The sequence below is a fragment of the Mucilaginibacter lappiensis genome, assembly GCF_900155965.1.
Taxonomy (GTDB): domain Bacteria; phylum Bacteroidota; class Bacteroidia; order Sphingobacteriales; family Sphingobacteriaceae; genus Mucilaginibacter; species Mucilaginibacter lappiensis.
In genome coordinates, this window is sequence record NZ_FTMG01000005.1 from 21,951 (window position 1) to 48,941 (window position 26,991).

Annotated in this window: 24 protein-coding genes; 8 read left to right on the top strand and 16 right to left on the bottom strand. The window is 40.8% G+C overall.

Annotation, left to right across the window (positions count from 1 at the left end; genetic code table 11):
* Positions 1–45 precede the first annotated feature (45 nt).
* The 4 genes from BW976_RS11285 to BW976_RS11300 all read right to left on the bottom strand — a co-directional run bounded on the left by BW976_RS11285 (position 46) and on the right by BW976_RS11300 (position 5,110).
* Complete coding sequence (locus tag BW976_RS11285; protein WP_076373405.1) at positions 46–1,101, bottom strand: UDP-glucose--hexose-1-phosphate uridylyltransferase; 1,056 nt, start codon at positions 1,099–1,101, stop codon at positions 46–48.
* 542 nt (positions 1,102–1,643) lie between these two features.
* Entirely contained in the window at positions 1,644–2,516 is an 873-nt protein-coding gene (locus tag BW976_RS11290) for an HAD-IIA family hydrolase (RefSeq protein ID WP_076373406.1), read from the bottom strand.
* A gap of 119 nt (positions 2,517–2,635) precedes the next feature.
* Positions 2,636–3,673: a hypothetical protein gene (locus tag BW976_RS11295; protein WP_217696241.1), complete on the bottom strand. Its 1,038-nt coding sequence runs from the start codon at positions 3,671–3,673 to the stop codon at positions 2,636–2,638.
* A 78-nt stretch (positions 3,674–3,751) separates the two neighbouring features.
* Positions 3,752–5,110: a glutamine synthetase family protein gene (locus BW976_RS11300; RefSeq protein WP_076373408.1), complete on the bottom strand. Its 1,359-nt coding sequence runs from the start codon at positions 5,108–5,110 to the stop codon at positions 3,752–3,754.
* 119 nt (positions 5,111–5,229) lie between these two features.
* Here BW976_RS11300 and BW976_RS11305 point away from each other — a divergent pair, with 119 nt between their 5' ends.
* Positions 5,230–5,625 (top strand): gamma-glutamylcyclotransferase family protein, encoded by a 396-nt coding sequence (locus tag BW976_RS11305; RefSeq protein WP_076373409.1) that lies wholly within the window; start codon positions 5,230–5,232, stop codon positions 5,623–5,625.
* Between the two features lie 61 nt (positions 5,626–5,686).
* Here BW976_RS11305 and BW976_RS11310 read toward each other — a convergent pair whose 3' ends face one another.
* Positions 5,687–6,697 (bottom strand): glutamine synthetase beta-grasp domain-containing protein, encoded by a 1,011-nt coding sequence (locus BW976_RS11310; RefSeq protein WP_076373410.1) that lies wholly within the window; start codon positions 6,695–6,697, stop codon positions 5,687–5,689.
* Positions 6,698–7,172: 475 nt separating this feature from the next.
* Entirely contained in the window at positions 7,173–7,892 is a 720-nt protein-coding gene (locus BW976_RS11315; RefSeq protein ID WP_076373411.1) for an RluA family pseudouridine synthase, read from the bottom strand.
* A 155-nt stretch (positions 7,893–8,047) separates the two neighbouring features.
* Here BW976_RS11315 and BW976_RS11320 point away from each other — a divergent pair, with 155 nt between their 5' ends.
* Both BW976_RS11320 and BW976_RS11325 read left to right on the top strand, forming a co-directional pair.
* Positions 8,048–8,530 carry a hypothetical protein gene (locus tag BW976_RS11320; RefSeq protein WP_076373412.1) on the top strand — a complete coding sequence of 161 codons (483 nt, stop codon included), beginning with the start codon at positions 8,048–8,050 and terminating at the stop codon, positions 8,528–8,530.
* A 184-nt stretch (positions 8,531–8,714) separates the two neighbouring features.
* A complete protein-coding gene (locus tag BW976_RS11325) occupies positions 8,715–8,942 on the top strand; it encodes a hypothetical protein (protein WP_076373413.1) in 228 nt (75 codons plus the stop codon).
* A gap of 80 nt (positions 8,943–9,022) precedes the next feature.
* Here the strand turns inward: BW976_RS11325 and BW976_RS11330 are convergent, their stop codons facing one another.
* The 4 genes from BW976_RS11330 to BW976_RS11345 all read right to left on the bottom strand — a co-directional run bounded on the left by BW976_RS11330 (position 9,023) and on the right by BW976_RS11345 (position 13,589).
* Positions 9,023–9,712, bottom strand: a complete 690-nt coding sequence (locus BW976_RS11330) for a response regulator transcription factor (protein WP_076373414.1) — start codon at positions 9,710–9,712, stop codon at positions 9,023–9,025.
* A 97-nt stretch (positions 9,713–9,809) separates the two neighbouring features.
* Positions 9,810–10,934, bottom strand: a complete 1,125-nt coding sequence (locus BW976_RS11335; protein ID WP_076373415.1) for a TlpA disulfide reductase family protein — start codon at positions 10,932–10,934, stop codon at positions 9,810–9,812.
* Position 10,935: 1 nt separating this feature from the next.
* A complete protein-coding gene (gatB, locus tag BW976_RS11340; RefSeq protein WP_076373416.1) occupies positions 10,936–12,405 on the bottom strand; it encodes an Asp-tRNA(Asn)/Glu-tRNA(Gln) amidotransferase subunit GatB in 1,470 nt (489 codons plus the stop codon).
* 434 nt (positions 12,406–12,839) lie between these two features.
* Complete coding sequence (locus tag BW976_RS11345) at positions 12,840–13,589, bottom strand: SDR family oxidoreductase (protein ID WP_076373417.1); 750 nt, start codon at positions 13,587–13,589, stop codon at positions 12,840–12,842.
* Between the two features lie 162 nt (positions 13,590–13,751).
* On the opposite strand from BW976_RS11345, the gene BW976_RS11350 reads away from it, so the two are divergent.
* Positions 13,752–14,114 carry a winged helix-turn-helix transcriptional regulator gene (locus BW976_RS11350; protein ID WP_076373707.1) on the top strand — a complete coding sequence of 121 codons (363 nt, stop codon included), beginning with the start codon at positions 13,752–13,754 and terminating at the stop codon, positions 14,112–14,114.
* A 161-nt stretch (positions 14,115–14,275) separates the two neighbouring features.
* Here the strand turns inward: BW976_RS11350 and alaS are convergent, their stop codons facing one another.
* Both alaS and BW976_RS11360 read right to left on the bottom strand, forming a co-directional pair.
* Positions 14,276–16,981 (bottom strand): alanine--tRNA ligase, encoded by a 2,706-nt coding sequence (gene alaS, locus BW976_RS11355; protein WP_076373418.1) that lies wholly within the window; start codon positions 16,979–16,981, stop codon positions 14,276–14,278.
* A 435-nt stretch (positions 16,982–17,416) separates the two neighbouring features.
* The gene (locus BW976_RS11360; RefSeq protein WP_076373419.1) at positions 17,417–18,034 is read right to left on the bottom strand and encodes a hypothetical protein; all 618 of its coding nucleotides are present in this window, start codon (positions 18,032–18,034) and stop codon (positions 17,417–17,419) included.
* A 116-nt stretch (positions 18,035–18,150) separates the two neighbouring features.
* Between BW976_RS11360 and BW976_RS11365 the strand changes: the two genes are divergently transcribed.
* From BW976_RS11365 to BW976_RS11380, 4 genes are all read left to right on the top strand, one after another.
* Positions 18,151–18,486 carry a MerR family transcriptional regulator gene (locus BW976_RS11365; protein WP_076373420.1) on the top strand — a complete coding sequence of 112 codons (336 nt, stop codon included), beginning with the start codon at positions 18,151–18,153 and terminating at the stop codon, positions 18,484–18,486.
* Between the two features lie 103 nt (positions 18,487–18,589).
* Positions 18,590–20,683, top strand: a complete 2,094-nt coding sequence (locus BW976_RS11370) for a ComEC/Rec2 family competence protein (RefSeq protein ID WP_076373421.1) — start codon at positions 18,590–18,592, stop codon at positions 20,681–20,683.
* A gap of 76 nt (positions 20,684–20,759) precedes the next feature.
* Entirely contained in the window at positions 20,760–21,404 is a 645-nt protein-coding gene (locus BW976_RS11375; RefSeq protein WP_076373422.1) for a DUF4412 domain-containing protein, read from the top strand.
* Positions 21,405–21,574: 170 nt separating this feature from the next.
* On the top strand, positions 21,575–23,452 hold the full coding sequence (locus tag BW976_RS11380; protein ID WP_076373423.1) for an LTA synthase family protein: 1,878 nt from the start codon (positions 21,575–21,577) through the stop codon (positions 23,450–23,452).
* 194 nt (positions 23,453–23,646) lie between these two features.
* On the opposite strand, the gene BW976_RS11385 is transcribed toward BW976_RS11380, so the two are convergent.
* From BW976_RS11385 to BW976_RS11400, 4 genes are read right to left on the bottom strand one after another with little or no spacing between them, the layout of a single operon-like run.
* Positions 23,647–24,249 (bottom strand): hypothetical protein, encoded by a 603-nt coding sequence (locus tag BW976_RS11385; protein WP_076373424.1) that lies wholly within the window; start codon positions 24,247–24,249, stop codon positions 23,647–23,649.
* Positions 24,250–24,251: 2 nt separating this feature from the next.
* Positions 24,252–25,517 carry an adenosylmethionine--8-amino-7-oxononanoate transaminase gene (bioA, locus tag BW976_RS11390; protein ID WP_076373425.1) on the bottom strand — a complete coding sequence of 422 codons (1,266 nt, stop codon included), beginning with the start codon at positions 25,515–25,517 and terminating at the stop codon, positions 24,252–24,254.
* On the bottom strand, positions 25,514–25,957 hold the full coding sequence (locus BW976_RS11395) for an NUDIX domain-containing protein (RefSeq protein ID WP_076373426.1): 444 nt from the start codon (positions 25,955–25,957) through the stop codon (positions 25,514–25,516). Before BW976_RS11395 ends, bioA begins: the two co-directional genes overlap by 4 nt.
* Complete coding sequence (locus BW976_RS11400) at positions 25,957–26,931, bottom strand: cation diffusion facilitator family transporter (protein ID WP_076373427.1); 975 nt, start codon at positions 26,929–26,931, stop codon at positions 25,957–25,959. The genes BW976_RS11395 and BW976_RS11400 overlap by 1 nt, the downstream gene beginning before the upstream one ends.
* Positions 26,932–26,991: the final 60 nt, after the last annotated feature.

The following is a 26,991-nucleotide window of genomic DNA, read 5'->3' on the forward strand; positions in this document are numbered from 1 at the left end:
GGTTGATACCGTTTAGTTTGGTTGCCCTAAATTAGTATTTTTTGCTTATCCCTTAGTTTTATAATGCACTTCGCTTAAATTCCTCAATTTTTCGGCCGCAAATTCGGCAGTAATATCTCTTTGCGGGTTGGCCAGCATCTCATACCCTACCATAAATTTTTTAACTGTGGCTGATCTTAACAAGGGCGGATAAAAGTGCATATGCCAGTGCCAATAAGGATGATCGCCCATATTTACCGGCGATTGATGCATACCTGCCGAATACGGAAATGAGGTTTCGAACATATTGTCATATCGTACCGTCAAACGTTTAATAGCATCAGCAAGGGCAGTTTTTTCGTCGTCAGTAAAATAAAGCAGACTAGTGATATGTCTTTTACTCATAATCATAGCTTCATAAGGCCAAACCGCCCAAAAAGGAACCAGCACCGCGAAATGTTCGTTCTCAAAAATAATGCGTTCCTGCTTTTTGAGTTCCAGCTGCAGGTAATCTCCTAATAGGCTCCTACCCTTTTGCTCAAAATAGGCTTTTTGTTGTTGGGTTTCCTTAGCCACCTCAACCGGGATACTGTTTTGTGCCCAAATCTGCCCGTGCGGATGCGGATTGCTGCAGCCCATAATATCGCCTTTATTCTCAAATATCTGGATGTGTTTTATCCAGGGGTAAGTAGCCAGATCCTGATATTCGGTTTGCCAAACATCCACTACCTTCCTGATGTCGGCAGTTTCCATCTCGGGCAATGTGAGATCATGGCGGGGTGAAAAACTAATCACCCGGCAAATGCCGCGCTGGCTGTTAGCTACCAAAAGTTCCTCATCATTCAATCCACCATCCGGGGTGTTTAATAATAACGACGAATAATCATTGGTAAAAACATAACTGGCTTTGTATTCCGGATTCTCGCTTCCATCAGCTCTTTTGTTTCCGGGGCATAAATAACATATAGGGTCATATGGTGGCCGCTGATCAGCCTGCGTTGCTTCTACCTTGCCCTGCCAGGGGCGCTTGGTGCGGTGTGGCGATACCAATATCCAGTCGCCGGTCAAAATATTCAAACGACTATGCGGATGTTCTTTCAGATCAAAGTTTTCGTTGTTCATCACGTTTAATTAATTCAGGTTTTGGGGTGCTGACGCGCCTGTAGGCATGGGGTTAAATGCTCTTGTTGAGCCAAAAGTAAAAAAACAAATGTTAAGTTTACATTTAAAATAAAATTTATTTGTCAGATAGACATTTTTAATGTCAAGTATGAGTACTCCGTAGGAGTAAAAGCTTTGTAGCAAACAAATCATAGGAATTTAGCATGCCGTAGGTATGCAACTTAAGAGCAGTACCTACGGCACTGAATTAAGGCTTAGCTTTTTCTTCAAAGCTTTAACCCCCGATGGGGTTTACAAATCTCCGCGTTATTCGAAGTCAAAGACTTTGAATAGGAGTAAGCGTGAATGTTTAAATGAGCAAAAAGTCGGTTAACACAAAATTGTTGAATTTTAAATTAAACAATTGACTATCAATAAATTAGATCAATGTTAAGCATAAAAAGTGTAAACCATGTAAACCCACTTTTTAAGAAATTCGCGTATATTCAAGAGGGTGCCCCCACAACCTTTAACCTAAAGGAGATGATCCTTTTTGCTGTAGATTAAAACCCCAGCTCACCATACTCAACCACTGCCGAGTCGCAGATGTAGGTAGGCACTATACCTGTGGCGTTAATGCGATTCTCCGCATCCATGGCCTGGGTATTACCGGAGAGTACCAGTACCGTATCCAGGCCAAATTTATTGCCTCCGAGGATATCAGTTTGCAGGGTATCGCCAACCATTACAATATCTTTTTTGCTGATAGGCCCCCCTTGCTCACGCAGCAGGTCGAAGGCAAACATAAACATCTGCGAATCAGGCTTACCAAAACGGATAAACTCCTTCCCTACAATTTTTTCCACCATACTGGCTAAACCACCTACGGCTATGGATACATCATGTTTGGTTACCGGGTAAGCATGATCGGTATTAGCTACTATGACAGGAATGGGGCGTTTTCGTAATATATTCACGGTCTTGTTCAGATCCTCAAACCAGTTAAAACCCTCATCATCCAAAAAAATCAGGGCATTTACTTTATCAATGTTAGAGGCATCTATTTGACTTACCGGGAGCGTATGCAGACCCGAACTATCAATATAATGAGCAGAATCAGGTGTGCCCAGGTAGGCCACTATCCCATCATTTACTTTCAAATCAAGATAATCTTTAGTAAGCATCCCCGAGGATATGATATGATCGGGGGTGATGGTGTGCAATCCCTTGATCTGGTAGGATTCAGCCAGCTGAGCAGGGCTGCGCGAGGCATCATTGGTAACTATGTAATACTCTTTTTGTTGCTGCTCCAGATAGGCGAATGTTCGCTCAATACCCGGTAGTAAACCATTATAGTTCTTCAGTACACCAAAAGCATCAAAAAAAACAACTTTGTATCGGTCAATGATGGATTTAAAGTTATCTATTCTGTTCATGCGCCTGGTTAATTATTGAATTATTGATTTAGTAAATTAGTGACTTATTTAGCATCAAAATCTTAAAAGCTTACACGGAAAAAACTTGATACTTGATACTAACTAATTGATACTATCTATTACTTTAATTTTAAGGCTTCGATGATTTTTTCGGCATCAAAGTCCCTGTCAACCGATGGAAGATAAACATTAAATGCTTCGGCCTGCAATTTTTCGGCATATTGTTCGCTAAAAAAGTGCTTGCCATCCTTAATTACATAATTCAGGATAAAAAACCGGTAAGCTTCTTTCATAAACCTGATCTCGTCAGCCGTAAGCGGGTTTACTTTGTGATATTCTTTCAGGAAAATGATAAAACGGTCTTCCATCATGGTATTGATCACGTAGCTGAATACCGTACGATCGCCAATATCAGATACCACGCGGCTAAAAAAGTAAAAGTCGAGCACGCGATAACTCATCCGGAACCAGTCATAATCCCAGCGGGAGTATAATTCCAGATTAGGGGTAACCGAAAAATTACCAATATTCCAGTCAATAAATACCGGGATGATCTCGAAGGAGCTCATGTTATATTTAGAGCGGTTCTTGAGGAAAGTTTCGCAATGATATTTCAAAAAGTCGGCTTGCATAGCCGTACCAAACTGCTTTTCATCTGCATTAAGCTGGGTCAGTAACGAAGATATATCCGTGCGCAGTGTTTTTGACGATTTTGGCAATACATTCTTTACCCTCGAACAAGCCTTATGGAACTTACCCACCTGCTGGCCCAGCTTTTTGATCTGATTTTCATCAAGCCGGCGCGGCAAACGCTGTAATATGCGTGTAGGGTTATAAAATACTACCCAGGCATCTGTTTTACCATGCTTGTAATGATAAATGTAAACGCGGTTATTCTTTAGTAACGAACGGGCCAATAAATTCTCGAACGGGTAAAGCAGGTTATTGGCCAGGGTTTGTATAATACGGTGGTCTTCTTTAAAATGCTCAAACTTACCAAAGTAAGATAGTTTGGCAATAATGATATCATCGTCATCAAAAGTGATGCGATAAACGTGATTGGTTGATACCATAGCACTGATATCTTCAATAACCTTAATGGTTTTTGAAGAATCATAACCTTCCCAGGCTTTGCGTACAATTAAAGAAAAGTCCATTCTGATGGTTTATATTTGGAATTTGCGGGTGCAATATTAAACAAATTGTATCATCTTTTATAGGAGTATAAGTTGGACTTAAATAATCTCAAAGTATCTTTTCAATTCCCAGTCGGTTACATGTTTAATATATTGACGGTGCTCCCAAAGGCGGGTTTGTGTAAAGTGCTCTACAAAGCCTTCGCCAAAAAGCTCTTTGGCTATAGGTGAGTTTTGCATCATTACCGAGGCGTCATGTAAGTTGGCAGCCAGCACACCGTTCTTTTTATCCTGGTAACCATTACCTATTGTTTGAGGGATATCTAATTTCAGCTTGTTTTTGATGCCATACAAACCCGAAGCCAGTGCAGCTGCCATAGCCAGATATGGATTTGTATCGGAACCCGGTATACGGGTTTCCAGACGCGTATAAGCCGGTGTGCTATTAATCACTCTAAGTGCTGTGGTACGATTCTCTACCCCCCATGTAACCGTGGTTGGTGCCCATGCACCTTCAACCAGCCGTTTGTAACTATTAATGGTTGGCGCATACATAGGTAGTATATGAGGTAAGCAATATAATTGCCCGGCGAGGTAGTGTTTATGCAGCTCGCTCATTTTATGTTCATCCGCGGCATCGTGGAAAAGATTCTCGCTTTTATCTTTTGTCCATAAGCTTTGGTGAATATGACCGCTGCAACCGGGTAAATTTTCGTTCCATTTGGCCATAAATGAGGCCATGATACCGTGCTTATAGGCAATTTCTTTTACAGCGGTTTTAAACAACGTTGCCTTATCTGCAGCACTTAAAACCTCATCATGTGCAATTGCAGCTTCATAAACGCCTGGCCCGGTTTCGGTGTGCAGACCTTCAATAGGGATATTGAACTGGGTAAGCAGGTTAAACAGGTCGTAATAGAAATCGCTATTCTCTGATGTACGCAGGATAGAATATCCAAACATACCCGGCGTAAGCGTATTGATATTGGTAAAGTTTTTATCGTTGATGGACTGCGGTGTTTCCCTGAAATTGAACCATTCAAATTCTTGAGCAAACTCAGCATGATATCCCATATCTACACATTGTTTGGTAATGTGTTTAAGCAGGCTACGCGGGCAGGCGGGCAAATCGTCGCCCTCGGGATTACTATAATCTGCCAGGAAAAACGGAATATTATCCTGCCAGGGAATATTTCGTAAAGTAGACAGGTCGATACGGCAAAGCTTGTCCGGATAACCGGTGTGCCAGCCGGTAAGCTGTACATTATCATAACAAACATCGCTACTATCCCAACCAAAAACAACATCACAAAAGCCATAGCCGCTTTGCAAACCATCTATAAACTTTTTAGGGTGAATTACTTTGCCACGCAAAATGCCGTCGATATCAGCAAAAGCGAATTTTATCTTCTGTATATTATTTTCTTCTAAATATGCTTTGATCTGTTCGTGATTCATAATATAAAATGTAAACGCAGGTTACTATAGCAAGGTAGCCATTAATCATGTAAACATAAAAAAATGCCCTGTGTGTTTACATCATTTCATACGAATTTGCTATTACCTTTGTTTACAATATGAAGCCTGTTTGTTCGCATTTATTTGTTTACGGCACCTTGCTTGATAGCGGTAACAGCTATGGAGCGTATCTGCAACAGCACTGTACCCTACTAAAAAAAGGCAAGTTCAAAGGAAAGCTTTATGATATAGACGAATACCCAGGCGCCATTGTTGACGAAAGTACCGATCAATATGTACACGGCAGCATTTATCAGATGGATGAACCCGAAAAAATATTGAATTTTATTGATGATTATGAGGGCTTTGGCGATGATCAGGAACAACCCAATTTGTTTACTAGGGAGTTAACCAGCATTGAAACTGATATGGGTACAGTTCAATGCTGGATCTATTTATATCATTTATCGGTTGCCAATTTACCGCAAATACCATCAGGGCGATATTTTAAATAAAAACAAAAAAAATCCCCCGGCCTTGTGGGCCGGGGGAAGAAGTTAAAGTATATAAGGGGGATTAAACTTTCGCAGATTTTACTGTTTTGATAATCACTGCAGCTACTTTGTATGGATCTGCAGCTGAGTTAGGGCGACGATCTTCCAAGTAACCACTCCAGTTGTGATCAACTGCATAGAGTGGGATACGGATAGAAGCACCACGGTCAGACACACCATAGCTAAAGTCATGGATGGAAGCAGTTTCGTGTTTACCAGTTAAACGCTGATCATTATCGGCACCATAAACAGCAATACATTCTTTTACCGCCGGACGGAATGCTTCGCAAACTGCTTCAAATTTCTCTTTGCTATTTGCTGTACGCAATAATGTGTTTGAGAAGTTAGCGTGCATACCAGAACCATTCCAGTCTAATTGACCTAATGGTTTGCAATGCCAGTTGATAGCAACACCATAGCTTTCGCCGATTCTTTCTAACAAATAACGGGCAACCCAGATTTGGTCACCAGCCTCTTTAGCGCCTTTAGCAAAGATCTGGAATTCCCACTGACCAGCAGCTACTTCGGCGTTGATACCTTCAACATTTAAACCAGCTTCTAAACAAACGTCTAAGTGCTCTTCAACAATTTCGCGACCGAAAGCGTTGTTTGCACCTACCGAACAATAATATGGACCTTGTGGAGCTGGGTAACCCCCTGCCGGGAAACCAAGAGGTTTATCGGTTTTAGGATCCCATAAAAAGTACTCTTGCTCAAACCCAAACCAGAAATCGTTATCATCATCCTGAATAAGAGCACGACCATTTGACTCGTGAGGTTTACCGGTTGAATCTAACACTTCGCACATTACCAGGTGAGCATCTTTTCTTTGTGGATCAGGAACAGTGAAAACCGGTTTCAGGATACAATCAGATGAGCCACCTGGTGCTTGTTCAGTTGATGAACCATCAAAGCTCCAGTTATCTAAATCTTCAACTTTACCGCTGAAGCTTTTAACAATTTTAGTTTTGCTGCGCAGGCTTTGTGTTGGTTTGTACCCATCAAGCCAAATGTACTCGAGTTTAGTTGCCATTTTTAAGTTAGTTTGTAAAATTTATGGTTCTAATAATAGTTTTATCTGTTATTCTGACTAATTATGAAGGCGAATTTAAATTATTTTTATAAAAATCATTATAAAATTGTGATTTTTTTATAAATTTTTTCAACAAATCACATTTTAACAGGCAAAATATGCAAAAAGCAACTCAACAAAAATTCATTTTATCATTTTTGCATTTTTACAACAGCAAATAGTCTGTTTTTTATCAAAAATGCAAAAAATATAAAAACAGAACATTCCTACCCCACTATCCCAACATAAATCAAGATAAAAGGCTTATAATGTAACTAATTATAAAACTATTTTATTAATAGAATAAGATTGGGCAAATAGCAGCAATCCCATCGCTTAATCAACAAGCAAAGCATGCCAATTAAACATGGAACAGCAATTTACTATAAAACTATGCTTGATGCGGAGTAAAAACCAACATTTATAATGCTAATTTTTAACTATCAAACTTTTCAAGCTGCTTTAGAAGCGTTTCAAAGTCTTTAGGATAAGGGGCATGTATGGTAACCTCTGTTTCGGGATTTATTTTAAAGGTAACTTCATAAGCATGCAAGGCAAAACGTTTCATGATTGGGAGCTCTTCCTGATCTTTACCCAAATGATATTTACGTTTTATTTTTGATAGGAAAACTGGTTCGCCTTTGTACATCTCATCGCCAGCAATAGATGCCCTTTGGGTAGCCAGATGGATACGAATCTGGTGCATACGACCGGTAACCGGCCTGCACTCTACCAAGGTATAATGTTTAAAGTATTTTAACGACTGAAACCAGGTTTCGGCTCTTTTACCCTCCTGCCTGCTTATAGTCACGTTACCTTTACCTACATTTAAAATAGGCAGATCAACCAACAGATTATCAAAAGTGTGCGTACCATCAATAATGGCATGATAAACTTTTTTAACCTGGCGCTTTTCAAACTGCATGGATACAAAGCGATAAGCTTCGGGATTTTTTGCTATAATAAGTGCCCCTGAAGTTTCTTTATCCAGGCGGTGGCATATCTGTGCATCATCTGTGTAAGCTTTTGCCAAACGCAGTAAATTAACCTCCCCTCCTTCACGCTCATCCAGGGAACTAAGGAAAGGCGGCTTGTTTACCACAATCACGTCATCATTCTCAAACAATATCAGGTCGGCAAATTTTGGAAACTTCATACTTTAAATATAGCCGGCAAAAATACGGTTTATAATTTAAAACAGCAGTTAGGTTTGCTGATCATAAAATACCAATTGTTAATTGGTTGTAAAACAAAGGTTAATCATAATGGTTAAATACATCAATTAACATATATCTATCTAAAAAAACAATCATGAGTAACAAAGCAACAAAACCCGAAGAGAAAGGATTTTTTGAAAAGGTTAAAGAAACAATTGAAGAGTTTTGGGACAGCACAAAAGACAAAGCCGAAGAATTAAAAGATAAAGCCGAAGACAAAATAGATGCCTTAAAAGAAAAAGCCGCTGATGAAAAAGCAATTGTGGCCAAAAAAGCTTCAGAAGCTAAAACCGCCGTTGTTAAAAAAGCCGACAGCGTTGCCGCTAAAGTAAAAACAGTTGCAGCAGATGTAAAAGCAAAAGCCGATACAAAAGCAAAAGCTGTAAGCGCAAAAGCTAAAGACGAAGCCGCTACTATAAAAAAAGCAGCAATTACTGCTAAAGCCAAAACCACTGCGAAGGCTAATGAAATTGCCGATACTGCAAAAACTAAAGCTGTTGATGCTAAAAAGGCAGTAGCTACAAAAACGGCCAAAGTGGCTACAGAAGTAAAGAAAAAGACTAATGCAGCCAAATAAACCTATATTATAGGTTTTGAAAAAGCGGTGGGGTTAAATACTCCACCGCTTTTTTTATATTATTGATACAGTTGAAATTATAGCAAAATATAAACCTCACTTCAGTAAATAGATTGAAAAATAAATTTTAACTTTAATTGTAAATACCTAAATAAATCAATTATTCATAATTAAGGAAAACATCATGAGCACTACACCGAACGAACCAGAAGAAAAGGGTTTTTTTGATAAGATCAAAGAATCTGCCGGAGAATTGTGGGAAAACGCAAAGGATAAAGTTGGAGAAGAAATAGACGAGTTAAAAGAAAAAGCGTCGGAATTCTCAGGCGACAAAATAAAGGGCATAGTAGACGATTTAGAAACTAAAGCTTCCGATAAAATAAAGGATGTAACCGGTAAAATTACCGGCTAAAAGCTAAAGTGAGGTCATTTCATAAAAAAGCGACAGGAAAAATCCTGTCGCTTTTTTTTATTTTATTAGGAAGGGATAATTTAAGCTTCAAACTTATATCCTACACCTTTTACGGTAGCAACGCAATCGTCGCCTAATTTTTCGCGAAGTTTGCGAATGTGCACGTCAATGGTACGGTTAGTAACCACTACAGAATCTTCCCAAATATTTTTCAGAATCACTTCACGGGTGTATACTTTACCAGGTTTTGAGGCCAAAAGATAAAGTAATTCAAATTCTTTTTTGGCTAAAACTACCTTAACTCCATCTTTATAAACTAAATATGCTTCGCGATCGATAACCAGGTTGCCTATTTCCAATTTATTGTCAGGAGTATCCTCAGCAGGAGCATTACGACGCAGTATGGCGTTTATGCGACTTACCAAAGCACGAGGTTTTATAGGTTTGGCTATATAATCATCTGCCCCTACGTTAAAACCGGCAATTTCAGAATATTCTTCGCTGCGGGCAGTTAAAAACACCATAAAGGTATTTTTAAACTCAGGCATTGTACGCATAATACGGCAAGCCTCAATGCCATCCATTTTTGGCATCATAATATCCAGTACGATAAGATCAGGCAATGATTTTTTTGCTTCTGCAACGGCTTCCTGTCCGTTACGGGCCAAAAACACTTGATAACCTTCTTTTTTCAGATTATATTCTATCAGCTCTAAAATGTCCGGTTCATCATCAACAATAAGTATTTTCTGTTTTGAAGAGTTGCTCATGGCACGTTAAATTTTTTGTATAAAAGTATACGCTTTACAAAAGCTAAAAGTTAAGTTAATATTAACAAATTGTTAAAGGTTACCTTATATTAACGATTTATTGAGGCTTACTAAATGTTTTGTTTAAAAAAGCTTCCAAATCGGCGCCAGTGATGTTCTTTGCCACTATATTTCCCTGAGGATCAATAATAAAGTTTGACGGTATAGCCTCAATATGGTACAGTGTTTCTGTTGGGCCCTCAAATCCTTTCAGATCAGATCCGTGCGTCCAGGTCAGTTTATCATCAGCAACGGCCTTTTTCCATGCACCTGTCTCTTTATCCAATGATATGCCTAGGATGTTAAATCCCTTTGATTTAAAGGTATTGTATTGTTTTACCACATTAGGATTTTCTTGGCGACAAGGCATACACCATGAGGCCCAAAAATCTATCATTACATATTTACCTTTATAATCAGATAGTTTTACAGGCTTGCCATCAATACCCCCGGTTGTAAAATCTGGGGCTTTATGACCAATAGAAACGGGTTTTACCTTTTCCATTTGTTTAATGAATTGCTGTACCCCAGGATTATCCTGGAAACTGCCTTTAATCTCATCGGCATAAGCTACCAGCTGTGGTTCGTATTTAAATACATCCAATGAAGTAGCCGCATAAAAACCAGCCAATGATTTTTTGTTATCGTTCACGAATTTGAGTACTGCGGTACCATAATCGGCCATATTTTTTTGAAATATGGGCATATATACCTTAAGCAGCGAATCTGATTGCTTACCCAGTGCCTGAGATTTTTCCTGGTATTCGGCAACCACTTTGTTGTTTTTTCCGCCGTAAAAATTACTAATCTTGTTAAATTCTTTAATCTTGTCAGAATCATCAGATCCGGTAATCACATAGGAATGGGTACTATCTTTCAGATCCGTACTAAAGTCGATATCATCGCCATTTTTCGCAATCAGGTCATAAACGGCATCAGCTACACGTAGTTTATATAGGTTAGCATATAACGTTTGGTGTTTGAACTGAAATTTACCATTTTCGCTCAAGGTGGTCGAATCGATCACTTTTACCTGTGAGCTGTCGGCTTCCAACAGGTAAACCATTTTCAGAGCCGCGGGGTTCTTGATAGCGCCCGAAATAGTAAATGACGATTTATCCTTACATGAAAACAGGAAAACGGCCAGTAAAAATACGCCTGATGCAATAATGCGGTTCTTCATTTTATTTTGATTCTAATTCTTTTATCAACAGCTGGTTTGTTTTCTGCGGATCGATCTTCCCTTTGGAGCTTTTCATGATCTCGCCCATAAACAAGCCTAAAACGCCTTTTTTCCCTTTCTGGTATTCCTTAACCTTATCCGGATATTTGGCAATGGCATCGCGTATAAAACGACTTACATCATCGGTATCTGCACTAATCAACAGGTTAAGTTCTTTAGCCAGATCATCGGGGGTTTTACCCGGTTCTTTGATCATGGCAGGGAATAATTTGTGCGAAGCTACAGAATTATTTATCACGCCACTGTCAACAAGTTTGATCAGCTCGGCCAGATGCTTCGCTGTAACGCCAAAGTTACTGATGGTAACATCGTGATCATTTAAATAAGATTTTACAGCGCCCATAATCCAGTTGGCAGCCGCCTTGTAATGATCGGTATGTTTAACGAGTTCTTCAAAATAAAGAGCCAAGTCGCGCTCTGCTGTTATTACCGAAGCGTCGTAAGCCGAAAGACCCAGTTCTTCTATATATTTATGATACAACTGATTTGGCAATGCTGGCAAACTCTTCCGAATATTTTCCAGGTATTGTTCGGTGAGCTTTAGTGGGGGCAGATCGGGTTCCGGGAAATAACGGTAATCATTGGCCATCTCCTTTGAGCGTAAAACTGATGTTTCGCCGGTATCAGCATTAAAGTTTAATGTATTTTGATCTATCCGACCACCATTTTCAATGATATCTACTTGGCGGACAAATTCATGCTCAATGGCGCGCTGTACGTTACGTATAGAATTGAGGTTCTTTACTTCGCAACGGTTACCATACTCGGTTGCGCCGTGAAGCCTTACCGAAATATTGGCATCGCAACGCATGCTGCCCTCTTCCATGTTACCATCACAAATATCCAGATAACGGAGTATCTTACGGGTTTCGGTCAAAAACTGACCAGCCTCCTCAGCACTACGAATATCAGGCTGTGTTACGATCTCGATCAATGGCACCCCTGCCCTGTTCAAATCGATGAGTGAATCGGCATGGTGCTGATCGTGCATACTTTTACCGGCATCCTCTTCCATGTGGATGTGGTGGATGGCGATATCTTTCTGCTTACCCTCGGCTAATCTTACAGGTACGTATCCACCCAAACAAACCGGCGCCTGATCTTGTGTGATCTGGTAACCTTTAGGCAAATCCGCATAAAAATAGTTTTTACGGGCAAAGCTGTTATTTAAATTGATGGTACAATTACAGGCAAGGCCCATTTTTACAGCATACTCCACCGCTCTTTTATTCAGGAACGGCAGCGTGCCCGGATGCCCCAACGATACGGCACTGATGTGATGGTTAGGTTCGGCACCAAAGGCGGCAGAATCGGCCGAAAATGCCTTACTTAAAGTGGACAACTGCGCATGTACCTCGAGGCCTACAACCAACTCGTACTTGTCACTTATCCCGTTTGCGAGAACTGTCATAAAATAAAAATTCAGCTATAAATTTTACTGATTGTAAGGTCAAATATATAAAAGTTAATACAGTATAATTACAATTTAACTATTAAACAACGCATAAAATTTATATTAAAGCAGCACTTATAGCTATAATGAGCTTAACAAGCCAAGTAAAACTATTGATTTTATATAGTTTAAACGGATTACCTGGTAAGTGTGGTTTTATTGGAGCGCTTAACCATACGCAAATGAATTGTGAATAAAATATTTTAATGCTTTAAACCTTTTAGATACAGACTCGTCTATCAGTACAAATAAGCATTTATATCCCCAATATATATTAACAATTAAAAGACCGTCTATTACGCGGTCTTTTTTTTGTTTGATATGATGAGACACAAATAAGTGTCTCTACAAAATACAGAGACACTTATTTACGCCTTAAATTAAACGTATCATTAACTAAGTGCCATACCCCCGTCGATCACAATATCGGCACCAGTAATATAAGCTGAACTATCTTCACATAAATGAACTACCGTTTTTGCTATCTCTTCGGGTTCACCTTTCCTTCCTAAAGGGCTTTTAGCCATAATGCCTTCGTAAATTTTGTGCTGCAATTCAGGATCAACACCAGCCCGGGTCATTAGGTTGGTATTGGTTGGGCCCGGGCTTACAATATTTACCCTGATTTTCCTGGCAGCAAGCTCTAACGCTGCAGTTTTAGCGATAGCATTTAATGCCGCCTTACTTGCAGAATACACCGAAAACAACGGCGCGCTTACCTGTGTTGCTATTGACGATAAAAAAACCACCGATGCGCCATCATTTAACAAGGGTATAAATTTGCTCAGCGTAAAATAGGGCCCTCTGGCATTAACGTTCATTACCTCCTCAAAATTAGCTACAGAACCATATTCTATCGGAAATACCCCCCCGGTCATCCCGGCGTTGATAAACAAGAAATCAATCTTGTTATATTGGGCTTTGACCGTTGCTGCCAGCTGATCAATATCGGCAAGGCTACCCTGATCGGCTAAAATACTGTGTACCCCTAATTCTTCCGCGGCCCTATCTAGCGCATCTTTGCGGCGACCAGTTATAATAACGGTAGCTCCGCGTTCTTTAAACTCTTTAGCGGCGGCATAACCTATACCACTGTTTCCGCCGGTTATTACGGCTGTTTTATTTTTAAAACTGTTTGACATGATTAAGTAATTTAATTAAACAATACACAAAGCTATTTTGCAAATGCCATAACTTTACAGATCAGTATACCGCAGTATACCTTAATAACACACTGAGTATGTGTACCTGGCTTAGATCTTGCAGAACAGTAACAAAGAAATATGCCTGATAATGACAAACATATGAAGATAATAGGAAACAGAACAGCCAGCTGCAATCAGAACGATCTTGCCCTGCAGGATACCATTTATATAATTAGCAGTAAATGGAAACTACGTATTATTAAATCTATATGTGTGGGCAATATCCGTTTTAGTGAAATTGAGAAAAGTTTAACCGGCATAACCAAAAGAACGCTTTCCAAAGAGTTAAAAGAACTGGAGATCAACCAGCTTGTAACCAGAAACGCATATCCCGATCAGCCTTCTAAGGCCGAATATAAATTGGCCAGTTATGCAAAAACAATGATTCCGATGATCAATGAAATGGTACGCTGGGGTATTGAGCACCGGCAGATGATCATTAAAAGGCAAAAGACAGCGTGAGATCTTTTGCCAATTTTGTCATCCTGAGCGCAGCGAAGGATCTATTCGCAGACATGCATATTAAAGAGCAGATTCTTCGCTCCGCTCAGAATGACAAATTGGTTTATATTTAAACGTCAGTAATCGTTTTTTCTGTAGAGACGCATTACATGCGTCTTTTCTTATCCAACAAAACTTTTAGCCTTGGCCAAAGCCGCATCTAAGCCGCTGGCATCACTGCCGCCTGCGGTTGCAAAGAAGGGCTGACCACCGCCACCACCTTTGATTTCTTTAGCCAGTTCACGTACAATATTACCAGCGTTCAATCCTTTTTCCTTCACCAGGTTTTCGGCTATCATTACGGTCAAACTTGGTTTGCCATCAAAATCGGCAGCCAGTACCAGGAACAGATCAGTTACGATATCTTTTAGCTGGTAAGCCAGGTTTTTAACCGCCTCGGCATTTGGTAAAGCTACTTTTTGAGCGATAAAGTTGATACCGTTAATCGATTCCACCTTTTGTGCCAGTTCATTTTTTAAGCCTGATGATTTTTCGAGGATCGATTTCTCGATCTCTTTTTTCAGTTTGGCGTTCTCATCCAATAAGCTTTCCACGCTTTTGGCCAGATCTTTTGGATTTTTAAGCAGCTCTTTTAACTGATCTATCAGTTGGTTTTGATTGGTGATATAAACCTCGGCAGCAACACCAGTAATGGCCTCGATACGGCGCACCCCGGCAGCTACAGCGCTTTCGGCCACAATTTTAAAGAAACCTATCTGTCCAGTAGCTTTTACATGGGTACCGCCACAAAGTTCCTTGCTAAAGGTATCTTCGAAAGTGATCACGCGCACATATTCACCATACTTTTCACCAAACAGGGCGGTTACGCCGCTGGTGATGGCTTCGGCATATAGTACACTGCGCTCTTCTTTCAAGGGGATATTTTCGCGTACTTTTTGATTTACGATAGCCTCAATCTGTGCTAGCTCTTCGTCGGTTACTTTGGCGAAGTGCGAAAAGTCGAATCGCAGGTAATCGGAGTTGACCAATGAGCCTTTTTGATTTACGTGACTGCCCAAAACCTGTTTCATCGCGGCATGCAATAGGTGCGTAGCCGAGTGGTTACTGTTGGTTTGGCTGCGCAGGGCAGGATCAACAATAGCGGTTAAGGCATCATCAATATCCTCGGGCAGTTTATCTACAAAATGTACAATAAGGCCATTCTCCTTTTTAGTATCGGTTACTTTTACAATTTCGCCATCCGGGAAAACCAATTCACCTCTATCTCCTACCTGGCCACCGCTTTCGGCGTAGAAAGGAGTTTTATCCAGCACGATCTGGTATTGCTCTTTACCCTTAGCGGTTACCTTGCGGTATTTAACCACATGGGCAACGGTTTCAGTTTCGTCGTAACCGGTAAACTCAACATTATCATTATCTCTTAAAACCACCCAATCGCCGGTATCTACAACTGATGCCGCGCGAGAGCGTGTTTTTTGTTCTTGAAGAGCGGCTTCATATTCAACCATGTTTACGGTAAATCCTTTTTCACGTGCCATTAACTCCGTTAAATCTATCGGAAAGCCGTGAGTATCGTTCAACACGAAAGCAAACAAACCCGGGATAACATTTTTATTTGTCACGTTTTCTTCTCCAAACCCACTAACATAGCTTACAGAACCAGATTCGTGTATTTTACTATTATGATCTTTTATAAGATCCTCGAATAAAGTGATACCTTTTTCTAAAGTCCTCAAGAAAGAAACCTCTTCCTCCAAAACCACCTTCTGCACAAAATCTTTTTGACTATATAAATTATCAAAAACCCCTTTAAACTGATCGGCCAGTAAATGTACCAGTTGATTCAAAAATGGCTCTTTGAAACCTAAGTACTGATAAGAATAACGCACCGCACGACGTAATATCCTGCGGATCACATAGCCCGCTTTATTATTTGATGGCAGCTGTCCATCGGCAATAGCAAAGCTGATGGCACGGATATGATCAGCCAGTACGCGCATGGCTACGGCTTCGTTCCAATCGGCATCGCCGGGTTTGGATTTGCTGTTATATTGTTTACCACTTTTGTCGGCGATAAACTGGATCATCGGTTGGAAAACATCAGTATCGTAATTTGAGCTTTTACCTTGCAGCACGCGTACCAGACGCTCGAAGCCCATACCAGTATCTACATGCTTTGCCGGCAATGGCTGCAATGCACCGCCTTTTAAACGGTTAAACTGCATAAATACGATATTCCAGATCTCAATTACCTGGTCATGATCGGCATTAACGAGGGTGGCACCATCAATTTCGGCACGCTCGCTATCCGGGCGACTGTCATAATGGATCTCTGAACATGGGCCACATGGACCTGTTTCGCCCATTTCCCAGAAATTATCTTTTTTATTGCCACGCAGGATGTGATCCTCTGCAACCAGGGCTTTCCATAGCTCATGGCTCTCGGTATCTTTTTCCAGGCCTTCCTTGTCGTCGCCTTCAAAATAGGTAATGTATAGGCGGTCTTTAGGCAGTTTATAAACTTCTGTCAGCAGCTCCCAGCCCCAGGCAATGGCTTCTTTTTTAAAATAGTCGCCAAAGCTCCAGTTACCCAGCATTTCGAACATTGTATGGTGATAGGTATCGATACCTACCTCTTCCAGATCGTTATGTTTACCGGAAACACGCAAACAGCGCTGTGTATCAGCCGCACGGGGCGCTTTGGCGGGTGCTTCGCCTAAAAATATATCTTTAAACTGGTTCATCCCCGCGTTGGTGAACATGAGGGTAGGGTCGTTTTTTATTACAATAGGTGCAGAAGGCACAATGATATGCCCTTTGGAAACAAAAAAATCAAGAAAAGCCTGTCGTATTTCGGTAGCTGTCATAGAGTGCAAAGATAGAATTATTTGGATTTCGGATTTCGGAATTTCGATTTCGGATTTAGAATTTTGTCTAAAGGCCTCTACCCGCCGGTCTTCGACGAGCTCAGACTGACAGCCTGCGCTCCTCCAAAAAACTTTTTAAACCTTAAATTTTAACACTTTTCTGCTCAAAAACGGGCTAAAAACAGCTCAAAATCACTCAAAAAATCCTCATTTTAACACTTTTTAACAAATTTTAACGCAGTTTTGAGCAGTTTTAAAAACTTTAAAAAGTAATAATTTATTGACTATCAAATAACTAGACACCAAACAGTCGATTTTTGTTCTGTTTTTCTCCTTAACAAAACAGCCCGGTTTTCCTTTTTGATCAGGAAAACCGGGCTGGTGTATATACAAACATACACAATATTGGGCAGAATATCTACTCCAATGATAGGCTTACTTTAATGAGCTCAGGTCCAATTTCTTTAAAAAGTCCTGCAAATCAGAAAGACTATAACCTTGGCCTTCTAAGGTAACAGCATAGCGCTCCTTGTATATAAACTTCAAAGAAGAACTTACTGTGGTGCCATTTTTAGTATCTTCTGTAGAATAACGCACGCCATCTACATCGATGTTTTTGCTAACGGTACCGTTCGATTCTGCTTCCGTTTGCATACTCAGTCCCATGGCTAATAAACTAACCACAGCGCTACCAGATTCGCCGGCGCCATCTAAAATACTTACATGAATAGTCTTATTATCTTCTTTTGAATATTCCGCATCAGCAGCAACAATATCGGCCACGGTACCGCCTGCGCTGTAACTTTTTCTTTTGAAATCGCCTACATTTTCGGGTACTACAGCTTTCAATTCCTCTGTAGTTGCCGGTGTTAGTTTTTTAAGTTTCTCGGTCTGCTCTTTCAATTTCTCGCCCGACTTTGCAAATTTGCTTAAATTGCCGGCACCTTCTGCTAATTTTTCAAAACCTGATTTTTCTTCTTCTTTTTTTTGAGAGTTACCACAAGATGATAACGCGAGAACTACCGCTACGGCTAAAAGTGTTTTATTGATCATAAGGATTAGATTTAAATGTTGTCAAACTTAATAAATTATTGATAATTCGCATAAAATTTTCGCCAAGGTTGCAATTTTCTAAAATCGCAAATCCAAAATAAAATTTATCTTTGCATATGCCTTATAAAGACCGCGAAATAAGCAAGATGTATTACACCATGGGCGAGGTGTCGGCCATGTTTGATGTGAACCAGTCGCTTATTCGTTTTTATGAAAAGGAATTTGATGTGCTGCAGCCCAAAAAGAATAAAAAGGGTAACCGCTATTTTACTCCCGAGGACATCGAAAATTTCAAGATCATCTTTCACCTCATCCGCGATAAGGGTTACACACTTAATGGTGCCAAAGAGCACCTCAAACATAATATGAGCGATACCAAAGAGAACCAGCGCGTGATCGATTCGCTCGAAAATATCAAAAAATTCCTGCTCGAAGTTAGGGACGAACTATAGAATAGATATGAGATGTTAGATATGAGATTTGAGATACATTTCTTTCTTAAAATCGGCACCGGATATTCTGTCTCAAATCTCATATCTAACATCTCATATCTGAATGTATAAAGGCCAAATCCCGGTTGTTATTCTGCTTATACCTTTTTTACTGGGTTTGGCTGCTGGGATGCAGTTGATGTCGGATATTTATTTGCCTGCCTTAGCCATTACTTTTATCTGTCTGGCTATCGTATTTATTACGCTGAACTTAAATTACCAACGCCTGGTTATTTATAAAGTCCGCTGGATCGGCGGTTTATTGATGGGTGTTATTTTATTTTCGGCCGGGTGGATCAGCGTAATCAGTTATAACGAATTGAACAACCGGCATCATTTTTCAAAAATACAATCACAATACCTGGCGGTAAACATCAGTAACGAGCCACAGTTTAAAAACGGGTTGGTACGATTTACAGCTAGCGTTCATCAAAGCATCAACCAACGGCAAACTGCGGATGCTAACGGCACCTTACTTCTCGCCCTAAAAGATAGTGATGCCATTGCCCTGCAATATGGCGATGAACTGCTGGTACCGGCTAACTATACTCCTATCGACCCACCTTTTAACCCAGCCGAGTTTAACTATAAAAAATACCTGGCCCATCAGAACATCTATTACCAGGTATTTTTATTTCCCGGCCAATACAAATTGTTAAAGCACGATACTGGTAATCCATTTATTGCCTACGCCTTAAAGCTGCGGCAGCAAATGGTGGTGTTATTCAGGCAAAAGCTGCATGATCCAAATGCTATAGCCGTGGCCTCCACCCTGATACTGGGCTACAAGGCCGATTTGAGTAATGATATTTTACAAGCTTATTCCAAAACAGGCACCATCCATGTATTATCGGTATCGGGCGCGCATGTGGCTATTATTTATTTGTTAATGCAATGGATGCTGAGCTTTTTAAACCGCTACAAATATGGCCGGCTTTTAAAAATGACCATCATGATACTGCTGATAAGCTATTACGCTATGTTAACAGGTTTTTCGCCGGCCGTTTGCCGGGCCGCTGTGATGATCAGTATGGTTATTATCGGTAATACCTTTGTGCGGCATATCAGCATGCTCAACATCCTGGCTATATCGGCCCTGTTGCTGCTCTTGTACGATCCGTTTTTTATAACTGATGTGGGTTTCCAGCTTTCCTATCTGTCGGTAGTAGGCTTGATCGTATTGCAGCCTGTGGTATATGAGTGGTTCAAATTCAAAAACAAATGGGCCGATAAATTGTGGGCGCTGTGTTCGGTATCCATAGCGGCGCAGGTAATAACTTTTCCTTTAAGCGCTTATTATTTTCACCAGTTCCCTGTTTATTTTTTGCTGAGTAACTTGCTCATCATTATCCCTACCATGATTATTATGTATAGCGGTATAGCTTATCTGCTGCTGGCCTGGGTGCCCTGGCTCTCGACTGTACTAGCCTGGGTATTGGAAAAATCGATACTGTTTATGAACAAAGCGTTAAGCATTATTGAACACGCCCCATTCGCCAGTATTAATAAAATATGGTTCACTACAGCCGAATACCTGCTTACTTATGCTTTGATCATTAGCCTGTTTTATTTTTTGTACGATAAAAAATCCTGGTTGCTTAAATTCAGCATAGGTTGTATGTTTTTATTATGCGTAAGCATTAGTATAAAAACATACCGTGCTGATAACAGTAGCTCTGTTGCTTTTTTAAACCTGCGTAAAAATACCGGTATCGTTTTTAAAAATGGTGACAGGGCCGTTGTGATCACTAATCTTACTGATACCGATAAAAACTATAAATATTCGATACAGCCGTACCTGGATAGCTGCAAAATAAGTCATGTGGAATTGTTCACCCTTAACCAGGGCATCAGCAAAAATTTCATTAGGAAACAAGGAGGCCTTATCCAATTCAATCATCAAAAGATACTGGTATTTGACAAACAAATGCTCAACTTACAGCTACCGGAAAAATTAAAAACCGATTATTTGTACATCACCGGTAACCCATACGCCGACCTGGACCTGATCAACAAGAATTATGATTATCAAACACTTGTAATTGATGGCAGCAATAGTACCAGGCTTATTGACCAGCTTGAACAGCAAGCAAAGAAAAAGCGTATAAATTATAGTATATTAAAGCGTAACATTTCGTTAATTGCCGTATCTAACTGAAAAAAATTAAACCAAGTACCAATAAATTTGTCTTTTAATCAAAAACAGGTAAATTGGTATAAATCAAACTAACACTATGAACATTAAATTTTTTAACGTTGCCCTGGGCCTGGCTCTTACCGCAACAGCCATGAGCGCCAGCGCGCAGAAAAAATACACCCAGGGTACTGTTAACTTCACTACCAATATGAGGGGTCAGGAAGTTAATGCGAAAGGGTATTTCCGTGCCGACTCCAACGCATTCACATTTACTGCAGGTCCTGCTACTATAAAAATCTTAACCGATGTAAGCGGAAAATCAATGGCCATATTGGTTGATGTGCCTGTTGCCAGCATTAAAAAAGCAGCTATCGCTACACCTGACGAAGTAGATCAGGCCCAGGCAGATATGCCAACCTTTACTTTTGCACCATCTACCGAAACTAAACAGATCTCGGGTTTTAACTGCAAAAAAGTAGTAGCTACAGATGCAAAAACTAAAAAAACTTATGATATCTGGATCACCAACGATGTGGTTGTTCCGATAACTGGTATTGCCAAATATTACCGTGAAATAGGTGGTTTCCCGGTACAATACACTTCATTTAGCCAGGGACAAAGCACTGATGTTACCGTTAAAAGCATTGTAGATGAGAAAGCGCCGGCGGGTACATTCGGCATCCCGGCTGACTTTGAAAAGATATCACTGGATGATCTGAAAGCAATGAGCGGAGGCAGATAAGGCCTTGCTGATGAGTTATTAGATTTTGAGACTATGGGATTATTAAATAAGGAATAGAATTATTCATCCTGTCCAATAGTCCAACAATCCCATAGTCAAAAGCTCACAAGCGCATTCACTAACAATTCTTTAAAGGTTTTTTAACATAAAGTACTACTTTTGTCAGCTTTATGTTAAGAAACCTTTTTAGTATAATCAGATTCTTTATATTCTGGCTATTGTTCTTCGTGATCACACGGCTCACGTTTGAATTATACTTTTTTTATAAAATACGTGGTGCCTGCTTCGGAGATATCCTGCAGACATTTTTTTACGGTTTTCGTTTGGATGCTTCGGCTACGGCCTATATCTGTACCATTCCTTTACTGGTGTTTATCATTAACTGGTGTATCCCTTCAAGCCGCATCAAACCCATCTGGCTCAAAATTTACGTGGGTATTATCCTGTTTTGTATTTCCTTAAACACTATACTCAACTTTAATATTTTCAGAGAATGGGGGACTAAAGTTACCTTCAGGGTATTCAGCTCGTTTTATCATGCACCTTCAGAGGCATTGGCATCATCGGGTTCATCGCCGGTGGGCAAGTGTATCCTGATAGGCATACTATTACTGAGCTCGGGCGCTTTATTATCTTATTATGTTATTGATTATAATTTCAAGAAGCCCGCAGCCAAACCCGGTCTTAAAATAGTGCTGATCTGTTTGCTGGTATTCGTAAACTTCCTTTTTATGCGGGGTGGTTTGCAAACGGAGCCTATTAATCAAAACGCGGCTTATTTTGCTGACAAGGAGATCCTGAATCAATCGGCATTAAATACCGAGTGGAACCTGTTCAATAATATATTTGAGAATTTCCGTAAGCCCTACAACCCCTACACGTTCATGAAACCTGCCGACGCAGAAAAGCTGGTGCATGATTCCTATACGACCAGGGCCGACTCCTCATTAAAAATGCTAACCACCGACAGGCCCAACGTGGTGATCATCCAACTGGAAAGCTATACGGCAAGCATTATTGAATCATTAGGTGGCGATAAAGGAGTAGCACCTAACTTTGAAAAATTCATTCAACAAGGTGTCCTGTTCAATAACATTTATTCCTCGGCAGATCGTACCGATAAAGGTATTATATCCATCATGAGCGGTTTCCCATCACAAGCGATACGCACCATTATTGCCGATACCTTGAAACAGCGGAAACTCCCTGCGCTATCGGTTGTATTTAAAAACGCGGGATACCACACTTCCTATTTTTATGGTGGCAAAAGCAGTTACATGGATTTTAATATCTTCATGAACAGTCACGCGATAGATCAGATCACTGATGAGAGCGCCTTCGCTCCCGCACAGGTACAAACTAAATGGGGTGTTTATGATGATGTACTGTTAACCAGGCATCTGCAATTTGCGCAGCAGCAAAAACAGCCCTTCTTTTCATACCTGCAGACCTCAACCAATCATGAGCCTTTTGTATTGCCTGTAAAAGCGCATTTTCCGGCTGATGAGGATGGCGATGCCAGCAATCAGTTCAGGAGCACGGCTTACTTTACCGACTCCTGCCTTAACGCTTATTTTGAACAGGCCAAAAAACAAGCCTGGTATAAAAACACCCTGTTTATATTAGTGGCCGATCATGGGCACCGTCTGCCACGTAACGTTGCAGAGGCTTATGATCCGGTCAAATACCATATCCCGCTATTGTTTTTTGGCGATGTGATTAAACCGGAATACCGGGGTAAAAAGATCAATAAATTGGGGGGACAAACCGATATTGCGGCCACATTGTTAAGCCAGTTGGGTGTGCCTCATAACCAGTTTACCTGGTCGAAAGATCTGCTTGATCCAGCTAGTAAGGACTTTGCCTTTTTTACCTGGGATAACGGTTTCGGATTTATGACACCACAGCAAAGCATCTCCTATGACAACTCTGGTCGGAGGATAGTTTATAAAGGCAATAAAAACGCGGGTGAGGCGGTTACAGCTAAAACCCTACAGCAGGGCAAAGCTTTTTTGCAACTGGTTTATACGGAGTATATGGCCTTTTGACCGTTGATGGGATTGATTACGTTGATTTCGCTGATTAAAAACTCCTTGTCATTCTGAGCGCAGCGAAGAACAACTTCTTGAACGAAGTGAAAAATCTATTATCAAACTGACTAATCATATCTAAGAATAAATCCTTCACTCCGTTCAGGATGACAGACAGGATATTTTTTGACTTTTTACTTTTGAATTTTGATTTAGCTCAGCGATTTCCCCAACTGCTCTACCCATTGATTAAACAAACGGGTTTCAAAATCTACGGCCTTGTTGGCATGGCGTTCCCAGTCGGGTGAGAATTTGTGCAGCTGGTTCAGCATTTCTTCCAGGTGGCCTTCTTCTTCCAGGATGATCGATTTTACATTTACTTTGCTGCCGGCCTCGTCAAGCGCATCCTGGTAAATGGGGTACAACTCATCGGCACGAACTTCAATGGCATAGGTAACCAACAGATAAGCTGCAAAACGCAGTTCGCTACCGCTTAAGCCCAAGTCTTTTTTCAAGTAACGGCAAACATCCACGTCCAGTTGGTTCAGGTAATATTTGCTTGAACCAGGAGCTAGTAGATATTCTGCTGCATAGGTTGGCAGTTCCACACCGGTTTTTTCCAACTGTTTTTTCAGGTAGAAAGCATGGCGGTGTTCCTCGGCTGCATGTTTTAGGATGATATAAGTAACGGTATGCGGATCTTCGCTGGCTGATATTTTACGCGCGCCGGTATTTTCCATTAGAGACAGCGTGTTTAACCAGCGGGAGTGCAATTCGTTATCAGCTATTATTTGTGGTAGTAATGTGTTTAGCATAATTATATTTCTTCAAGTGCCTGCTCAATTTTGCTGTAAACATAACCGAGTTCGGCATCAGTAATGCAATATGGGGGTAAAATATATATCACGTTGCCCAGCGGTCGCAATATAATACCTTCGGCCAAAAAATACTGATACAATTTATCACGCAGGGAGCTAAAATACGAGGTATTATCGCCGGTTTCCCATTCCATGGCAATAATGGTACCCGTTTGCCTTATGGTTTTTATTTTAGGATGATGTTTTATTTTAGCAGCAAATTGTTGGTGCGATGTCTCGATGCGTTGCATATTAGCTACGGTGGCCGGCTCCAGGAAAAGATCCAGACTGGCCAGCGCCGAGGCTATAGCAACCGGATTGGCTGTAAAGGAGTGCCCGTGAAATAAGGTTTTCAGCTTATCATCCGATAAAAAAGCATCATAAATCTGCTGGGTACAGGTGGTTAAGCCAAGTGCCATGGTACCGCCTGTAAGGCCTTTAGAGAAACACATAATATCCGGCTGCACCTGCACATGATCGCAGGCAAAACGTTTACCTGTGCGGCCAAAACCGGTAAATACCTCATCGTCTATCATCAGCACGTTTTCTTGTTTGCAATGTGCCATGAGCTTGTTCAGATACTCAGCTTCATACATGATCATACCGGCTGATCCCTGTATCAATGGCTCAAAAATAAAACAAGCTAATTCAGATTTGAGATTTGAGATTTGAGATTTGAGACTTTCTATATTATCCTTATTGGGCAGGTCTATAAACTCCACCTCAAACAGCAAGCTATCAAACGCGGCAGTGAATGCGCTGCGACCGCTTACTGCCATGGCTCCAAAAGTATCACCGTGGTAAGCATTTTTAAATGCCATGATTCGGGTACGCTGATCACCTTTGTTGAGCCAGTATTGCAGGCACATTTTTATGGCTACCTCAATAGCTGTTGAGCCATTGTCTGAATAAAATGCTTTTTGCTGGTTATCGGGTAAAATGGCCAGTAGTCTTTCGGCCAGTTCAACAGCGCCTTCATGGGTAAAACCTGCAAATATTACGTGCTCCAGCTTAAGCAACTGCTCCGATACTTTTTTGGCGATATACGGATGCGCATGCCCGTGAATGTTTACCCACCAGGATGATACCGCGTCGATATACTTTTTGCCTTCTTCATCAAACAGGCCGGCTCCCTCGCCACGTACTATGCCTATGGGCGGTGCAGCTGTTTTCATTTGGGTATAGGGGTGCCATATTACTTTAAGGTCGCGTTCGGTTAAATTCATAGTTCTGCTCTTAATAGTTCTACCACACGTTTATCGGTAGGGAAAGTGACATCATCAGTGGTTAGATCAGTTATTTTAACCCATCTGAAAGCCTGCAGCACGTCGCCTTCGCCATCAAAATCAAAAGCGATGGTTTTTATAGGAAAATTTAAGGGAGTGGTATTTTTAACTTTATAGTATACGCTGATGATCTGCGAGTTGTTAAATGCCGACCGTACAAAGAAATCAGTGGTATAAAAATGACTAATGATCTCTACTTCGGCTTCACACTCTTCTACAAATTCGCGTTTCAGCCCATCTATCAATCCCTCGCCTATCTCTAATCCACCACCCGGGAATTTGATAAAACGATGGCCATATTCCTGCTCATCACTGATCAGTATTTCGTTATTTTCGTTGATCAACAGACCGTATACCCTTACGTTAAAATACTCCTCCATTATTCAAAGTGTTTTTTGTTGCGTACTACCTTATCCATTGTCCAGGCTATAGTTTCTGTTTGCGGTTCAGACCGTATGGGGCAATTGGGCATGCTGCAGTAGTGACAGCAATCGGGTACGCAAGGGTCTGAGTGAATAAACAATTCCGTTTTGATACCCACCTCTTTATTGATCATTTTATCAACCAAAGATACCTCGGCATGCACATGATTCAGGTCGAAGTAATTGGGCAGGGTCATGTGGCAGTCGATATGCAATTCGTTGCCATATTTCTGGGCACGCAGGTTGTGTACATCAATCCAGGATTCACGGCGTTTTTCGCTCAGTACATTAATAATATCGGTTACCACCTGAAAATCGGCCTCATCCATGAGTCCGGCAACTGATTTACGTATCAGTTTGTAGGCGCTATATATAATATATAAAGCCACCAGAATAGACAAAGCACTATCAAGCCATAGGATACCCGTAAACCGGATGAGTATCAAGCCCGCTACCAGGCCAATACTAGTAACCATATCAGCTATCAGGTGCCGACCATCGGCATCGAGGGTGATTGACCGTAAGGACTTGCCTTTTTTAATCATGTAATAGCCTAAGGCACCATTAATAAGCCCAGTAGCACCAATAATAGCAGCACCTACAAGCAGGTCATGGATAGCATTGGGATAAAATAAACTATACGTAGATTTAATGATAATGATCACACCGGCTATGCCGATAAGCGAGCCCTCGATAAAAACAGAGAAGAACTCCACCTTGCCGTGCCCGTAGGGATGGTTTTCATCCCGGGGTTGTGACGAAAGGTAGATGCTAAAGAAGGCAAAAGCGCTGGCAATTACGTTTACAATGCTTTCGGCGGCATCGGTCAATACAAAATTAGATGCTGTTAAAAAATATGCTCCAAACTTCGCCAGCATCAGCACAATGCCCGTAATCAGCGAAATTAATATGATCTTTTTTTGTTCTTTCAAGCCAATCGGTATTAGGCGACAAATTTATAAATAACAAGCGTAAGTAGCAGTAAAGTTATT

Bases quoted from the DNA above. Each gene is read 5' to 3' on its own strand.
- BW976_RS11395 (WP_076373426.1), bottom strand. From the start codon at position 25,957: ATGGAGGAGTATTTTAACGTAAGGGTATACGGTCTGTTGATCAACGAA.
- BW976_RS11360 (WP_076373419.1), bottom strand. From the start codon at position 18,034: ATGATCAATAAAACACTTTTAGCCGTAGCGGTAGTTCTCGCGTTATCA.
- BW976_RS11300 (WP_076373408.1), bottom strand. From the start codon at position 5,110: ATGAATCACGAACAGATCAAAGCATATTTAGAAGAAAATAATATACAG.
- BW976_RS11310 (WP_076373410.1), bottom strand. From the start codon at position 6,697: ATGGCAACTAAACTCGAGTACATTTGGCTTGATGGGTACAAACCAACA.
- BW976_RS11350 (WP_076373707.1), top strand. From the start codon at position 13,752: ATGAAGATAATAGGAAACAGAACAGCCAGCTGCAATCAGAACGATCTT.
- alaS (WP_076373418.1), bottom strand. From the start codon at position 16,981: ATGACAGCTACCGAAATACGACAGGCTTTTCTTGATTTTTTTGTTTCC.
- BW976_RS11385 (WP_076373424.1), bottom strand. From the start codon at position 24,249: ATGCTAAACACATTACTACCACAAATAATAGCTGATAACGAATTGCAC.
- BW976_RS11315 (WP_076373411.1), bottom strand. From the start codon at position 7,892: ATGAAGTTTCCAAAATTTGCCGACCTGATATTGTTTGAGAATGATGAC.
- BW976_RS11320 (WP_076373412.1), top strand. From the start codon at position 8,048: ATGAGTAACAAAGCAACAAAACCCGAAGAGAAAGGATTTTTTGAAAAG.
- gatB (WP_076373416.1), bottom strand. From the start codon at position 12,405: ATGACAGTTCTCGCAAACGGGATAAGTGACAAGTACGAGTTGGTTGTA.
- BW976_RS11285 (WP_076373405.1), bottom strand. From the start codon at position 1,101: ATGAACAACGAAAACTTTGATCTGAAAGAACATCCGCATAGTCGTTTG.
- BW976_RS11380 (WP_076373423.1), top strand. From the start codon at position 21,575: ATGTTAAGAAACCTTTTTAGTATAATCAGATTCTTTATATTCTGGCTA.
- BW976_RS11330 (WP_076373414.1), bottom strand. From the start codon at position 9,712: ATGAGCAACTCTTCAAAACAGAAAATACTTATTGTTGATGATGAACCG.
- bioA (WP_076373425.1), bottom strand. From the start codon at position 25,517: ATGAATTTAACCGAACGCGACCTTAAAGTAATATGGCACCCCTATACC.
- BW976_RS11335 (WP_076373415.1), bottom strand. From the start codon at position 10,934: ATGAAGAACCGCATTATTGCATCAGGCGTATTTTTACTGGCCGTTTTC.
- BW976_RS11375 (WP_076373422.1), top strand. From the start codon at position 20,760: ATGAACATTAAATTTTTTAACGTTGCCCTGGGCCTGGCTCTTACCGCA.
- BW976_RS11295 (WP_217696241.1), bottom strand. From the start codon at position 3,673: ATGGACTTTTCTTTAATTGTACGCAAAGCCTGGGAAGGTTATGATTCT.
- BW976_RS11325 (WP_076373413.1), top strand. From the start codon at position 8,715: ATGAGCACTACACCGAACGAACCAGAAGAAAAGGGTTTTTTTGATAAG.
- BW976_RS11345 (WP_076373417.1), bottom strand. From the start codon at position 13,589: ATGTCAAACAGTTTTAAAAATAAAACAGCCGTAATAACCGGCGGAAAC.
- BW976_RS11290 (WP_076373406.1), bottom strand. From the start codon at position 2,516: ATGAACAGAATAGATAACTTTAAATCCATCATTGACCGATACAAAGTT.
- BW976_RS11370 (WP_076373421.1), top strand. From the start codon at position 18,590: ATGTATAAAGGCCAAATCCCGGTTGTTATTCTGCTTATACCTTTTTTA.
- BW976_RS11365 (WP_076373420.1), top strand. From the start codon at position 18,151: ATGCCTTATAAAGACCGCGAAATAAGCAAGATGTATTACACCATGGGC.
- BW976_RS11305 (WP_076373409.1), top strand. From the start codon at position 5,230: ATGAAGCCTGTTTGTTCGCATTTATTTGTTTACGGCACCTTGCTTGAT.